Here is a 14119-nt window from a genome sequence, read left to right on the forward strand (position 1 = left end):
CGATGTTGGCAAGGAGCAAGCTGCAAGGGTACTCCAGCCCCGCTCCCTGCGTTCGAAGCTCGCCATGTTGTCATAAAAACGTCACAATACCCGCAACCCTCGCCGCAGAGCGAGACGACACTCAGAGGAGCACAAACCATGACGCCTTCCCGCGCCAGCCAGCCTTCCCATCGCCGCCATCGCACGATCCGCCGCCAGCTTTTCGCTACCCTGCCCGCGCTCGCCCTCGGCACGCTCGCGGTGCTGGGTACGTTCCTGCCCGCCACGGCGCAGGCCGCCTACCCCGACAAGCCCATCCGCATGGTCGTGGGCTTTCCGCCCGGCGGCCCCGTCGATACCCATGCGCGCATCCTCGCGGAGAAGCTTCAGCCGATTCTCGGCCAGACCGTCGTGCTCGACTACAAGGCCGGCGCGGCCGGCAATATCGGTTCGGACAACGTTGCCAAGTCGCCCGCGGATGGCTACACGCTGCTGATCGCGAACACCGGGCAGATGTCGATCAACAACTCGCTGTACCCCAAGCTGCCGTACGGCATGCCGAAGGACTTCGCGCCGGTGGCCCGTACCGCGCTGATTCCGCTGGTCATGGTGGTCAACAACAACGTTCCGGCGAAGAACCTCAAGGAGTTCATCGCGTACGCGAAGGCCAATCCGGGCAAGCTGAACTTTGCGTCGGGCGGCAATGGCGGCATTTCGCATCTGATGCCCGAGATGTTCAAACAGGCGTCGGGCACGTTCATCGTGCATATCCCGTACAAGGGCAGCGCGCCCGCGCTGACGGACGTCATGGGCGGGCAGGCGCAGATGATGGCCGACTCCATTCCGCTGTTCACGCAGTTCATCAAGTCCGGCAAGGTCCGCGCGCTGGCCGTGACCTCGCACGCGCGCTCGCCCGCGCTGCCGGACGTCCCGACCATGGAAGAGGCGGGGCTCAAGGGCTTCGAGGTTGTCGGCTTCTACGGCGTGCTCGCGCCGGCCGGCACGCCGAAGGACATCGTGGACAAGCTGTCGGGGGCGCTGCGCACGGTGCTGGCCGACCCCGACACCAAGGCCAAGTTCGAGCAGCAAGGCGCAGAGCCGGCCTGGCAGGGACCGGAGGCGTTTACCGCGACGATCCTCAGCGAGCAGAAGCGCTGGGGCCAGACCATCAAGCAGTCCGGCGCGAAGATCGACTGATCGCGGCGCCCGCCGTTTCGCGACGATTATGTCTGGGCCGATCAGTAATCGACGGTCATCGATACCTTGAACGTCCGCGGATTGCCGATGGTAAGCACGTTGTTCGACGTGGAGACGGCCGCCCAGTAGTCCTTGTTCGTGACGTTCTCGACAAACGCGCGCACCGTGTAGCGGACCTGCGATGCCTTGAAGGTGTAGCGCGCGCCCAGGTCGATACGGTGCCACGACGGCAGCGAGATCGTGTTCTGCGGATTCGCGTTCTGGCGGCCCGTCTGGATAAAGCGGCCCGTCACGGTCGAACCCTGCAGGAACGGCAGATCGTATTCCGCGCTCGCCGTGGCCGTGTAGTTCGGCACGCCCACGCCCTTCTTCCCTTCGGTCGCCGGATTGCCGGTGTTCTGGTATTCCGAATCGATGACCGACACCCCGCCCAGCAGCCGCAGGCCGCGCAACGGTTCGCCGAAGATGCTCCATTCCACGCCGCGGTTACGCAGGTCCTGCAGGCCGAACACGTTGGTCGCCGTGGACGTGGTGCCGATCGGCTGCTCGATCTGGAAGAAGGCCAGCGTCGTGCCGAAGCTGCCCGCATCGTACTTCACGCCCGCCTCGTGCTGCTTCGACTTGGCCGGCGGGAACACTTCGCCACGGTTGACCGCGGTGTTGCCGGCGGTCGGACCCTGCGCAAGGCCCTGGATGTAGTTGTAGTACACGGACAGGTTCTGCAGCGGCTTGACCACGAGGCCGAACATCGGCGACGTGGCCGACTCGCTGTACGCCGTGGTCTGCGAACCGGTCGCCGTCGCGTAGCCGCGCACGTTGATCACCTGCTGGCGCACGCCGGCCGTCAGCAGCACGCGGTCGTTCAGGAAGCCCAGCGTATCGGACACCGAGACGCCGTTGAGGTTGACCCGTTGCGTGGTGAACGGATCGTTCATGTTGCCCGTGGTGGGCGCGGCCGGATAGGCGACCGTCGGCGCGTTGTAGAGGTTGGTCGCGAAGCTGGGGGAGCTCTGGAACGCCGTGCCCCGGCGTTGCTCCAGGCCCGACCAGCTCGCGTTGACCGTATGGCTGACCGGACCCGTCACGAACCTGCCGCGCACGCCGAACTCGCCGCTGTAGGTGGTCTGTTCGAACGGCACGGTCAGGCGGGTCGCGGTACCGAAGCCCGTGTTGCCCACCGTGGCGCCGCTGTACGAGCCGAACTCGTTGGTCTGGTGCGCGCCGAACGCGGCGTACGCGGTCCAGTTCTTCGCGATGTCGTACTCGGCGCGAATCGTGCCGTAGATATCCTCGAGCGAGGAATTGGTCCACGGCTGCGCGAAGTTGGTGGAAGCGTTGGGCACCGGCGGCAGCGCCGTGCCGTTCAGCGTGATGGTGCTGCGGCCCTGATAGATGCGCTGCTTCTGGTAGCCGAAGTCCGCGTTCACGCGGAACTTGTCGCCCTGGTAATCCATGCCCAGCGTGAACAGGCGCTGCTGACGGCTTTCGTTGTCGATCGCCGTATCGCCGCCGCGCGCCATCGCGTTGACGCGCACGCCGAATTCCTTCTTCTCGCCGAAACGGCGGCCCACGTCGATATGGGCACCGGCCTGGCCGTCGCTCGTGTAGTCGATCGTGCCTTGCGTGATCGGCGCGGCCGTCGCGTACTTCGGCACGAGGTTGATCGAGCCGCCCACGCTGCTGCCGCCCGGCGACACGCCGTTCAGGAATGCATTGGCGCCACGGAACACCTCCACGCGCTCCAGGCCTTCGGTCGAGGCCAGCTGGCGCGGCGCAATGCCGTAGAGGCCGTTGTAGCTGATGTCATCGGAAGTCAGCGTGAAACCGCGCACGATGAACGTTTCCGAGAAGTTGCCGAAGCCCGAGCTCACGCGAATGGCGGGATCGTCGGCCAGCACCTGGCCCACGGTGCGGGCCTGCTGGTTCTGCATCTGCTCCGCCGTGTACGACGTGATGCTGAACGGCACGTCCATGAAGTCCTGGTTGCCCAGCACCCCGATGCGGGCACCGCGCGCGACCTGGCCGCCGGCATAGGCGGGCGGCAGCGCATCGGTGCCGGCGTCGGCGCGTACCGTCACCGCGGGTAGCGTGGCTTCCTGCGCGAATGCGAGGGTGGGCAGCGTGCCAGCCGCCGCAAGCGCGGCAACGAGGCAGCACAGACGCGGACGCGCCGGCAGACGCGTCGCGGAAGACGATGGGTTGGTGTAAGACAAGGTGTTGCTCCCGGTATCTGATGTCTTTGTTTCTGGATAAAGCAGGCCGAGCGCGTCCCCCTTCGCAAGGCGGCGAAGGACGTCGTCGACGGTGTGAACTGGCTCCGCGTCTTGGGCGGAGCATCATGGGATTACGTACGCATGAGGACTTCGGCGCTCAGGGCACCGATTGCCGCGAGCACGGCGAGGCCGACCGCGGCAAGCGCGATGCGGCGGACAACGCGGGGGGCGCAGGCGAACGTGGCCACCGCTACCCACGCGCAGATCGAGAGGACGCCGATCCAGTACACGAAGCCGAACGCCCAGCCCTGTGCCATCACGCAGGCGGCAAGAGCCAGCGCGAGCGCGAGGAAGCCCAGCAGCCGCAACCGCACGACCTGATCGCGCGCGGGTTCGGTGCCCCGGCCGTGGATATCGGCATGATGGCGGCCGATGGTCAGGCCGAGCCACGAGAAACCGCCGAGGGCGAAGCCAAGGCTGGCGAGTGTGGCGGCGGTGGCAGCGAGGACGCCGGCGTTCATCGCAGGTCTCCGGCCATCTCGCGCGCCGGCGCGGTACTGGCCACCGCGGACGCAGCGGGCTTCTTCCCCGCTTGCTTCTCCGCTATCTGCTTGTCCGTAATCTGCTTGCCTGCGGCCTTCTTCCGTCCCACGAGCCAGGCCGCAAGCCCAAAGCCCGCGCCGAGCAGGAACACGACGGCGTCGAAGGCAAGAACCGGCAGCGGCAGCTCGCCGAGCGAGGCGGGCGTGGTCAGCATGTCGAGCACCGGCAGCAACGCGAACATCGCGGCGGCGGCCGACAGCAGCACGCGCCACGTGCCGCGCGTCGGCCGGATCTGGCCGATCAGTGCCACCGCGGCCCAGGCGATAAAGAACGCGCGGGCTTCCATGTCGGGCCGCTGCGCAAGCTCGGCCGGCAGCAGCCGGTTGGCCCAGAAGTACGCCGCCATCGCGATGGGCACACCGGCAATCGCGCCGATGTTCAGCGCTTCCACGAGGCGCAGGCCGAACGGCGTCCGCCCCGTCTGCGCAATGCGCCTGGCATGATGCTGGCGCGTCTTCACGGCCCACAGCAGCGCGCCCGTCGCCACCATCAGGCAACCGGCCAGGCCCGAGACGAAGAACAGCCAGCGCATGGCGTACGGCGCAAAGTTCGCGATATGCAGGCCCACCATCACGCCGCGCGTCTGGTTGGCGGCCCTGGGGTCGTCATTGAGCACGCCCACCTGCTTGCCGGTGGTCCCGTCGAAGACCACGGTCGGGGCCTGCGAATTCATATTGCGGCCCGCGTCGCGCACCACCGCCACCTTCGCGCTTGCGTCGTTGGGACGCTCGATCGAAATCCGCGCGGGCGTCGTGCCGTCCCAGTGCGCCATTGCCTGCCGGATCATCGGTCCCACCGGGGCCAGCGGCGCCTCGATGCCCGAGGCCTTGACCTGCCGGTCGCGGAAGCCGAGGTCGGTGAAGAAGGTCTTCTCGTCGCCCGGGTAAGCGGCCTGGATGCCGAACGGCATATACATGAACAGCAACGTGACGATGCCCGTGTAGGTAATCATCAGGTGGAACGGCAGCGCGAGCACCGCGGCCACGTTATGGCCATCCAGCCACGAGCGCTGGCCCTTGCGTGCCCGGAACGTGAAGAAGTCCGCGAAGATGCGGCGATGCGTGATGATGCCGCTGATGATCGCGACGAGCATGAACATCGTGCAGACGCCGACGATCCAGCGCGCCCATTGCACGGGCATGTAGTGCAGATCGAAGTGCAGGCGGTACAGGAACTCGCCGCCGCGCGTCTCCCGCGCGCTGGCGAGGGGCTCGCCCGTGGCCGCATCGAGGTTGCGGCGCTCCAGGCGGTCACGCGCGGGCGTGGCCTTCTCGCCTTCCTTCGGCTTGCGCGTCCAGAACATCGAGAGAATGGGACGGCGGTCCGTCGGCAGCTGGATAAACCAGCGCTCGGCGTCGGGGGCGTTCTTCTTCAGATAGGCCACCGCGTTTTCGGCGGCCTGCTCGACGGGCACCGGCGCGGCCAGCTTCGCGTGCCAGTCCGGTCGCATCCAGACCGTGATCTCTTCCTTGAAGTAGGCGGCGGTACCGCAGCAGTAGACGAGGAACAGCACCCAGCAGACGAGGAGGCCCGACCACGTGTGCAGCCAGGACATCGACTGGCGGAGGCCCAGCGGTTTTCCGAGTTCGGTCATGCCTGCCCTCCCATCGCCCACCAGCCCAGCGCGAAGATCGCGCACGGTATCGCGAGGCCCACCCACGCGCGCCATGCATTGCGCGTGGCGAACACCCAGATCACGGCGAGCACGTACCAGACGAACGCGAGCAGCGTGGCGGTGACCACGGCCTCCGACCGCGGCATGCCGGTCCAGCGGATCAGCACCAGGGAGAGACAGCCGGCGGACAGGGCCGCCAGTCCATAACCGCCGAAAATGGCGGCTAGCGCGCGCGACGCCACCGCGAGGCGGTAGCGGACCGTGAGGGCCTGGGTCATGCTGAAGCGTCACCTGACGTCTAATTGCAAACGCATATGATAATGGTTCGCATCAGCATTGTCGTCAGTTGTCTTATGTCAATAAGGGATACGAATAGAGACATTTGCAGACATGTAGCGAAAACGCTAAATGCTCTTGCGGGTTTTGCGCAGGTGACGTCCCTTGGCACGCGCGTAGAATGGTGTGGCCTCAATCCCTATTACAACGATCCCGAGATCGATGGAGACGCAGTAATGAAAGTCATGACTCGACGCGGTGCGACCGCGCTACTCGCGATGGGCGCCATCGCCGCGACCGCCGCACTGGTGGCCTCCCCCGCCGCGCAGGCACAGGAAGCATGGCCCAGCAAGCCGATCGTGCTGGTTTCGCCGTATGCGCCGGGCGGCACGACCGACGTGCTGGCGCGCCTGCTGTCCACGCGCCTCGGCGAAAAGCTCGGCCAGCCCGTGGTCGTCGAGAACCGCGCCGGCGCGGGCGGCAATATCGGTACCGCCTACGTCGGCAAGTCCAAGCCTGACGGCTATACCTTCCTGCTCGCGGCCAGCGGCCCGATCGTGATCGCCGGCGCGCTCTATCCCAAGCTCAACTACCGTCCCGACGCGGACTTCACGGCCGTATCCCCGCTCGCGCGCACGAGCTTCGTCGTGGCCGTCAACGCCAAGTCGGGCCTGACCTCGCTGAACGACATCATCGCCAAGGGCAAGGAAGGCAAGCTCGCCTTCGGCTCGGCGGGCTCCGGCACGCCGCAGCACATCATCGGCGAGATGTTCAACGTGGCGGCCAAGACCAAGATCCAGCACATCCCGTACAAGGGGTCGGGCCCGCTGCTGAACGACCTCGTCGGTGGCCAGGTGCCGCTCGCGTTCGAAAACCCGCTGCCGATCATGCAGCAGGTGAAGGCCGGCAACCTCAAGGTGCTGGCCGTCACCGGCGCGCAACGCTCGCAGGCGCTGCCCGACGTGCCGACGCTCGCGGAAAGCGGCATCAAGGGCTTCGACGCCCAGCCGTGGTACGGCCTGCTCGGCCCGGCCGGCCTGCCCCAGGCGATTACCGACCGCATGAATACCGAGGTACAGGCCATCCTCGCCTCGCCCGACGTCAAGGCCCAGCTGGCCGGCCTCGGCGTGGAACCGATGGTCATGAAGCCGCAGCAGTTCCAGCAGTTCATCGCCACGGACATCACCAAGTGGGGCGCCGCGGTAAAGGCATCGGGCGCGACGGTGGATTGAGGGGTATCCTCTCGGTCTTTCCCGTTTGCGTTTGACTAACCGCCGGGAGCATCGCTCCCGGCCGTCTCTATGCCTGCCCTGCTCGATTACCCTGCCCTGCTCGCGCTTGCCCGCGCATCCGATGCCGTGACCGCCGACTGCGCGTGCGCGAAGTCGCTCACCGCGGCGTGGGAGAGCCAGCCCGTCTCGTTTCCCGACGAACAGCTGAAGGAAGCCGGCACGTTGCGCGAGTCCGACGACGAGCCGACGTTCGACGAATATCACCCCGAGCGCACGCAGTTCTGGTCGCCCGAGGCACCCATCGCGCCGCGCTACTACCCGTATAACCGTTGCGATGTGTGGGGCTGCACGATTTGCGGCCGGCATTTCCTGCGCTATGTCGAGGGTGGCGGCTATTTTGTCGATCGCCGGATTCGCCGGCTGTCCGCCGCGCTGCTCGTGGACGCACCGCGCTGACGTTTGGCTGCTCGGCAGGGCTTCATCCTTACCCGGCACTGGCGCGATACCGCGGCAGGCACCGAGGTCGAGTTCTGGCTGGCCACCGATGACGGGCCGCGCCTCGTGCGCCTGCCCGTCCAGACCTCCACCGCCTTTATTCCCGAGGCCCAGCGCGCGCTCGCCGAGCCCGTGTTGCGCGACGAGCGCGGCGTGGAACTGCGGCCGCTGCAATTGCGCGACTTCGAGCGGCAGCCCGTGCTTGGGCTGTATGTCCAGCAGCACCGGCAACTGATCAAGCTGGAGAAGCGCCTGCTGCAGGCCGGCGTCGATGTCTACGAGGCCGATATCCGGCCGCCCGAACGCTACCTGATGGAGCGCTTTATCACCGCGCCGGTGTGGTTCGATGGCCGGCCCGGTGCCGATGGCGTGGTGCGCGACGCGCATCTGAAGCCCGCGCCCGACTATCGCCCGCCGTTGCGGCTGGTATCGCTCGATATCGAAACCACGTCGTTCGGGGAGCTGTACTCGATCGCGCTCGAAGGCTGCGGGCAGCGGCAGGTCTACGTGCTGGGCCCGCCAAATGGCACCCCCGACCCCGATGCGGACTTCGCGCTCGAGTATTGTGACTCGCGCGCGGCGCTGCTCGAAGCGCTGAACCAGTGGATCGCGCGGCATGATCCCGACGCGATCATCGGCTGGAACCTCGTGCAGTTCGACCTGCGCGTACTCCAGGAACATGCGCGCAAGCTCGATGTGCCGCTGCGGATCGGCCGCGGCGGTGCCGAGATGGAATGGCGCGAGCATGGCAACCGCGAGCAGCATTACTTCGCCGCGGCCGCGGGCCGGCTCATCATCGATGGCATCGAGGCGCTGCGCTCCGCCACATGGAGCTTTCCGTCGTTCGCGCTCGAGGCCGTCGCGCAGACGCTGCTCGGCGAAGGCAAGGCCATCGGCACGCCGTACGACCGCATGGACGAGATCGACCGCATGTTCGCGGAAGACAAGCCCGCCCTCGCCCGCTATAACCTGCAGGACTGCGTGCTCGTCACGCGCATCTTCGAGAAGACCGAACTGCTGCGCTTTCTGCTCGAACGCGCGAGCGTGACGGGCCTGCCCGCCGACCGCAGCGGCGGTTCGGTGGCCGCGTTCACGCATCTGTACATGCCGCTGATGCACCGGCAGGGCTATGTGGCGCCGAATCTCGGCGCGCGCGAGCCCGAAGCCAGTCCGGGCGGCTTCGTGATGGACTCGCGCCCGGGGCTCTACGAGTCCGTGCTCGTGCTCGACTACAAGAGCCTGTATCCGTCGATCATCCGCACGTTTCTGATCGATCCGATCGGGCTCGTCGAAGGCATGGCCGACCCCGACCCCAGGACCGCGATTCCCGGCTATCGCGGCGCGTTCTTCTCGCGCGGCACGCATTGCCTGCCCGCGATCGTCGAGCGCGTGTGGCAGGGCCGCGAGGCCGCCAAGCGCGAGGGCAACAAGCCGCTGTCGCAGGCGCTCAAGATCATCATGAACGCGTTCTACGGCGTGCTGGGATCGAGCGGCTGCCGCTTCTTCGATCCGCGGCTCGCGTCGTCCATCACGCTGCGCGGGCACGAGATCATGCGGCAGACGCGCGCGCTGATCGAGGCGCAGGGTTACGACGTGATCTACGGCGACACCGACTCGACGTTCGTATGGCTGCGGCGCGCGCATGACGAGGCCGAGGCCAGTACCATCGGCAAGGCGCTGGTCGCGCATGTCAACCAGTGGTGGCGCGACCATCTGCAACGCACGTTCGGCATCGCCAGCGCGCTCGAGCTCCAGTTCGAAACGCACTTTCAGCGCTTTCTCATGCCGACGATCCGCGGGACCGACCTCGGCAGCAAGAAGCGTTATGCCGGTCAGGTGCGCCGCGCCGACGGGACGACCGATATCGTCTTCAAGGGGCTGGAGACCGTCCGCACCGACTGGTCGCCGCTGGCCCAGCAGTTCCAGCAGACGCTGTACCAGCGGATCTTCGATCGCGAGCCCTATCAGGAGTATGTGCGCGACATCGTGCGGCGCACGCTCGCGGGGGAGCTCGATGACCAGCTCGTGTACCGCAAGCGGTTACGGCGGCAGCTGGACGACTACCAGCGCAATGTGCCGCCGCACGTGCGCGCGGCGCGCATGGCCGACGAATACAACGAGAGCCAGGGACGCCCGCGCCAGTACCAGCATGGCGGGTGGATCAGCTATGTGATGACCGTGGCCGGGCCGGAGCCGATGGAAGCGCGCCGCTCCCCGATCGACTACGCGCATTACGTCGAGAAGCAGCTGCAGCCCGTGGCCGATGCCATCCTGCCGTTTCTCGGCGACGACTTCGATACGCTGCTGACCGGGCAGCGCGATCTGTTCGGGGGCTGAAGCCATGCTGCACTGCTAGGTTCGGGCGGCGCGGCAAACCGGTACACTGCCAGCTATCTCCGCCAGCCGCGCCCTCCCCATGCCTCCCTCGCCGTCCCCCGCAGCGTCTGCCTCCCCTGCCTCCCCTGCCTCACCCAAGGCCATGCGCAAGGCAGCCAGCGTGCTCGTGCTGCGCGACGGCCCCCGCGGCATGGAAGTGCTGCTGATGCAGCGCCCCGAACGCAGCGACGATCGCAGCAGCGGCGCGTGGGTGTTTCCGGGCGGCACGCTCGACCCGCAGGACGCCGCGCTCCACCCGCTCTGCGTGGGCCTCGACGCGGACGGCGCCAATGCGCGGCTCGAGGTGGAGGACGGCGGTCTCGACTATTACCTGTGCGCGATCCGCGAGGCATTCGAGGAAGCGGGCCTGCTGTTCGCGCACGATGCGTCGGCACCGGCCGGCACGGCGCCCCTGATCAAGCTCGATGCGCTGGAGACCGCCACGCTCGACGCGCTGCGCGACGCGGCACGCTACGGTGGCAAGGGCCTGACCCATGTCTGCGAGACGCTGAACCTGCGCATCGCCGTGGACCGGCTGGTCTACGTCAGCCACTGGCTGACGCCGCCGGGGCTGCCCAAGCGCTTCGATACGCGATTCTTTCTCGCGCACGTGCCGCCGGGGCAGACCGCGACGCACGATGGCGTGGAGGCCGTCGATCATCGCTGGATCCGTCCCGCCGAGGCGCTCGACGCATCCAGCGGCATGTCGTTCGTCAACGTCACGCGCAAGATGCTCCAGTCGATCTCGCATTTCCGCGGGGCGGAGGCGTGCATTGCCTATGCGCGCGAGCAGCGCAGCATCGTGCGGATCATGCCGCGGCTTGCCAACGGGCCCAAGGGTGTGCGGCCCGTGATGCCCGAGGAAGCCCCGTATGCCGAGATCGGACGCATCGATCCCGATGGCGCGGTGAGCGGGCGTTATGCGCTGGAGCCCGACGTGCCCGTCAGGCTGTCCGATCGCGTGATGCGCGTGACGGCCAACAATGGCAACGTGATGACCGGCCCGGGCACCAATACGTATCTGCTCGCGGGCGCGGATGGCCAATGGGCCGTGCTCGATCCGGGCCCCGACGATGCCGCGCACGTCGACGCCATTCTTGCCGCCGCGCCGGGTCCCATTCGCTGGATCCTCGTCACGCACACGCACCTCGACCATTCGCCGGCCACCGTGCGGCTGCGCGCGGCGACGGGCGCCACGGTGCTGGGGCGCACCACGCCCGTGCAGGACCGCCAGGACCCGACGTTCGCGCCCGATCGCACGCCGGACCATGGCGAACGCATCGAACTCGGGCCGGACGTGACGCTGCGCGTGGTCCATACGCCCGGGCATGCGTCGAACCATCTTTGCTATCTGCTCGAACAGGAGAAGCTGCTGTTCACGGGCGACCACGTGATGCAGGGCTCGACCGTGGTCATCAATCCGCCCGATGGCGATATGCATGCCTACCTCGGCAGCCTGCATGCGCTGCTGGACGAAGACCTCGAATGGATCGCGCCCGGCCATGGCTTCCTGATGCCAAAGCCGCACGATGCGATTCGTCTGCTGATCCGGCATCGGCAACAGCGGGAGGCCAAGGTCGTGAATGCGCTGCGCGCGCTGGGGCCAGCGGATATTTCCACGGTGCTGGCCAGCGTCTATGACGACGTGCCGGAGCGTATGCATCCGGTGGCGCAGCGGTCGTTGCTTGCGCATTTGCGGAAGCTTGTTGTGGATGGGGTGGCCGTGGAGAACGGAGTGCTTTGGGGGCTGGCGCCCCCGGCGTGAGGGCGGGTTATTCCAGCCACCCCTCCAACGCCCCCACCACCCCCTTCGCAAACATCGCAAACACCGGCTCGCTCACAAAGCCCATATGCGGCGTCACCAGCAGGTCAGGCCGACCCCGTAGCGGGTCCGCCGCCGGCACCGGTTCCACATCGAACACGTCGAGCGCGGCCAGCCCCGGGCGGCCGCGGTCCAGCGCCTGCGGCAGCGCGGCCATGTCGATCAGCGCCGAACGCGACGTGTTGACGAGGATCGCATCGGGTCGCATCAGCGCCAGCCGCTCGGCATTCATGAGCCCGGCCGTGGCCGCCGTCGGCACCAGATGCAGGCTGACCACGCGCGACGTCGTCAGCAACGCCTCCAGGCTCACGGCGGTCACCCCCTCTTCCGCCGCGCGCTCCGGCGTCATGCGCGGGCTCCACGTCACCACCTCCATGCCGAACGCCTTGCCGACCCGCGCGACACGCTTGCCGATCTCGCCGAGGCCGATCAGCCCCAGCCGCTCGCCATGGAGCACACCGGGCAGCGGCAGGCTCTGCGCGGGCCGCCAGCCGCCGTTACGCATCGTCGCCACCTGCGCCTCCAGCTGACGCGCGGCGGCAAGGATCAGCGTCCACGTCATCTCGCACGTGCTTTCCTTCGACGGGCCCCACTCCGTATTGGCTACCGGAATATCGCGCGCCTTGAGCGCCTCGAGGTCGAGCGTGGTATTGCGCGTCCCGGTAAACACGACGAATCGCAGCTTGTCCGCCAAGGCAAGCGTGGCCGCATCGAGCGGCGTGCGGTCGCGCACGAGCACCAGTACCTCGGCCTCGCGCAGGACCGCCGCCAAAGCCTCGCCGCGCACGGGCGCGTGGTGGAAGACCACGTCGGCGCGTGCCTCGATCGCCGACCAGTCCGCCAGCCGCGCGAGCGCGCGTTCGTAATCGCCCAGAACGACGATTCTCGGCCCGGTCATCTTACGGACGCGCAAGCGCGGTAAGGGTCCGCACGTCGGCCGCGTCCCCCAGCCGCCAGCACGCACCGATCAGCTCGCGCACGCGGGCTTCGCCGAGAATCGGATCGGCCAGCGCATGGAACTTGGCATCGAGGTTGGCATCGGTCATCGGGCGCTGCAGCGAGCCAATCGCATGATCGACGCGCACGTTGATCTCGCGACCATCCTTGAGCACGGCCTTGACCAACGCGGCCGCCTCATCGACGCCGCCATCGGCCGTGGCCACGACCTTGCGGCGCAGCGCCACCACGTCGTCGCGCGTGACGATATGGTCCGAAAATTCTTCCTCGGCCGCGCGGCCGAAGATCAGGCCGGCCGCACAGCCGTGATACACGCTGAACTTGGCCAGCAGGCCGTCGGTCGGCTCCTTCTTGCCCGTCAGTTCGAGCACCAGCGGATGCACGGTCAGCTCGATACGCTCGACGTTCTCCGGCGTGACGCCCTGCTCGCGCAGCTGCACGCACGCGTCGATGCTCGGATGGATAACGATGCCGCAGGCAAACGGCTTGTACGTGTTGAACGAGATCTCGAAGCGCGTGCCGAGCTCGTCGGTAATCTCGTTCCAGTCGGACTTGGCGGAGATCACCTGCATGAAGCCGCGTGGCGCTTCCAGGGCCTTCGCGCTCGCGGTGTAGCCATGCCTGGCCATCAGCGCCGACATCAGGCCGGCACGCGCTGCGCCGCCCGGGTGGAACGGTTTGGTCATCGTGCCGAACTGCTCGCGCAGGCCCACAGGCTGCGAGGCGGCGATGCCGAGCGCCATCACGGTCTTGTCTTCGTCGAGGCCCATCAGGCGCGCGCACGCGGCGGCCGCGCCGAGCATGCCCGTGGAACCGGTGATATGCCAGCCACGGTCGTAATGATCGGGGTACATGGCGTTGCCCACGCGGCAGGCCACGTCGATGCCGAGCACCAGCGCGTCGATGACCGCGCGGCCGCTCGCGCCCGTATGCTCGGCCAGCGCCAGCACGGCGGACGCCACCGGGCCGGCCGGGTGGATGATGGTCTTCAGGTGCGTATCGTCGAAGTCGAACGTATGCGACGTAATGCCGTTGACGAGCGCGGCGCTGGCCATATCGACCTGCTGCGCGCGGCCCAGCACCGTGGCCTGCGCGGCCGGCTGGAGTTCGGCCACCGCGGCCAGCGCGGCCACGGCGGACTCGTGCTGCGCGGCACCGACCGCGCAACCGAGCCAGTTCATGAACGTGCGGTGCGCTTCGTGATCGACCGCATCGCTCCAGCCGCGCGACGGATGCGTGGCGACGTACCTGCCGAGAATGCGGGTCACCGGCGGGGCGTTGTGGTCTGCGGCGACGTGGGTATTGCGGGCCATGAATCGTTTCCTTGAATAAGAGTCGTGGGGGAATGGAGAGA

Annotated in this window: 11 protein-coding genes; 5 read left to right on the forward strand and 6 right to left on the reverse strand. The window is 67.4% G+C overall.

Going from position 1 to position 14119, the window contains the following annotated elements; all coding sequences use genetic code 11:
• Positions 1-138 precede the first annotated feature (138 nt).
• Positions 139-1176 (forward strand): Bug family tripartite tricarboxylate transporter substrate binding protein, encoded by a 1038-nt coding sequence (locus AAHB16_RS07030; protein ID WP_223851430.1) that lies wholly within the window; start codon positions 139-141, stop codon positions 1174-1176.
• A 41-nt stretch (positions 1177-1217) separates the two neighbouring features.
• On the opposite strand, the gene AAHB16_RS07035 is transcribed toward AAHB16_RS07030, so the two are convergent.
• From AAHB16_RS07035 to AAHB16_RS07050, 4 genes are all read right to left on the reverse strand, one after another.
• Positions 1218-3389: a TonB-dependent receptor gene (locus AAHB16_RS07035; RefSeq protein WP_342050458.1), complete on the reverse strand. Its 2172-nt coding sequence runs from the start codon at positions 3387-3389 to the stop codon at positions 1218-1220.
• Between the two features lie 131 nt (positions 3390-3520).
• On the reverse strand, positions 3521-3910 hold the full coding sequence (locus AAHB16_RS07040; RefSeq protein ID WP_150371669.1) for a DUF3325 domain-containing protein: 390 nt from the start codon (positions 3908-3910) through the stop codon (positions 3521-3523).
• Positions 3907-5586 (reverse strand): PepSY-associated TM helix domain-containing protein, encoded by a 1680-nt coding sequence (locus tag AAHB16_RS07045; protein ID WP_342050459.1) that lies wholly within the window; start codon positions 5584-5586, stop codon positions 3907-3909. The genes AAHB16_RS07040 and AAHB16_RS07045 overlap by 4 nt, the downstream gene beginning before the upstream one ends.
• Complete coding sequence (locus tag AAHB16_RS07050; RefSeq protein ID WP_150371667.1) at positions 5583-5885, reverse strand: DUF3649 domain-containing protein; 303 nt, start codon at positions 5883-5885, stop codon at positions 5583-5585. Before AAHB16_RS07050 ends, AAHB16_RS07045 begins: the two co-directional genes overlap by 4 nt.
• Before the next feature lie 234 nt (positions 5886-6119).
• On the opposite strand from AAHB16_RS07050, the gene AAHB16_RS07055 reads away from it, so the two are divergent.
• The 4 genes from AAHB16_RS07055 to AAHB16_RS07070 all read left to right on the forward strand — a co-directional run bounded on the left by AAHB16_RS07055 (position 6120) and on the right by AAHB16_RS07070 (position 11751).
• On the forward strand, positions 6120-7115 hold the full coding sequence (locus AAHB16_RS07055; protein WP_223851428.1) for a Bug family tripartite tricarboxylate transporter substrate binding protein: 996 nt from the start codon (positions 6120-6122) through the stop codon (positions 7113-7115).
• Positions 7116-7184: 69 nt separating this feature from the next.
• Positions 7185-7571, forward strand: coding sequence for a hypothetical protein (locus AAHB16_RS07060; RefSeq protein WP_150371666.1), 387 nt, complete (start codon positions 7185-7187; stop codon positions 7569-7571).
• Positions 7572-7574: 3 nt separating this feature from the next.
• Complete coding sequence (locus AAHB16_RS07065; protein ID WP_342050460.1) at positions 7575-9947, forward strand: DNA polymerase II; 2373 nt, start codon at positions 7575-7577, stop codon at positions 9945-9947.
• A gap of 142 nt (positions 9948-10089) precedes the next feature.
• A complete protein-coding gene (locus AAHB16_RS07070; protein WP_342050461.1) occupies positions 10090-11751 on the forward strand; it encodes an MBL fold metallo-hydrolase in 1662 nt (553 codons plus the stop codon).
• A 7-nt stretch (positions 11752-11758) separates the two neighbouring features.
• Here the strand turns inward: AAHB16_RS07070 and AAHB16_RS07075 are convergent, their stop codons facing one another.
• Together AAHB16_RS07075 and AAHB16_RS07080 are read right to left on the reverse strand one after the other, a co-directional pair.
• Positions 11759-12706, reverse strand: a complete 948-nt coding sequence (locus AAHB16_RS07075; RefSeq protein ID WP_342050462.1) for a D-2-hydroxyacid dehydrogenase family protein — start codon at positions 12704-12706, stop codon at positions 11759-11761.
• A gap of 1 nt (position 12707) precedes the next feature.
• Positions 12708-14078, reverse strand: a complete 1371-nt coding sequence (locus AAHB16_RS07080) for an MmgE/PrpD family protein (protein ID WP_342050463.1) — start codon at positions 14076-14078, stop codon at positions 12708-12710.
• Positions 14079-14119 lie beyond the last annotated feature (41 nt).

The organism is Cupriavidus sp. OTU4054 (genome assembly GCF_038440175.1).
Classification (GTDB): Bacteria; Pseudomonadota; Gammaproteobacteria; order Burkholderiales; family Burkholderiaceae; genus Cupriavidus; species Cupriavidus pauculus_D.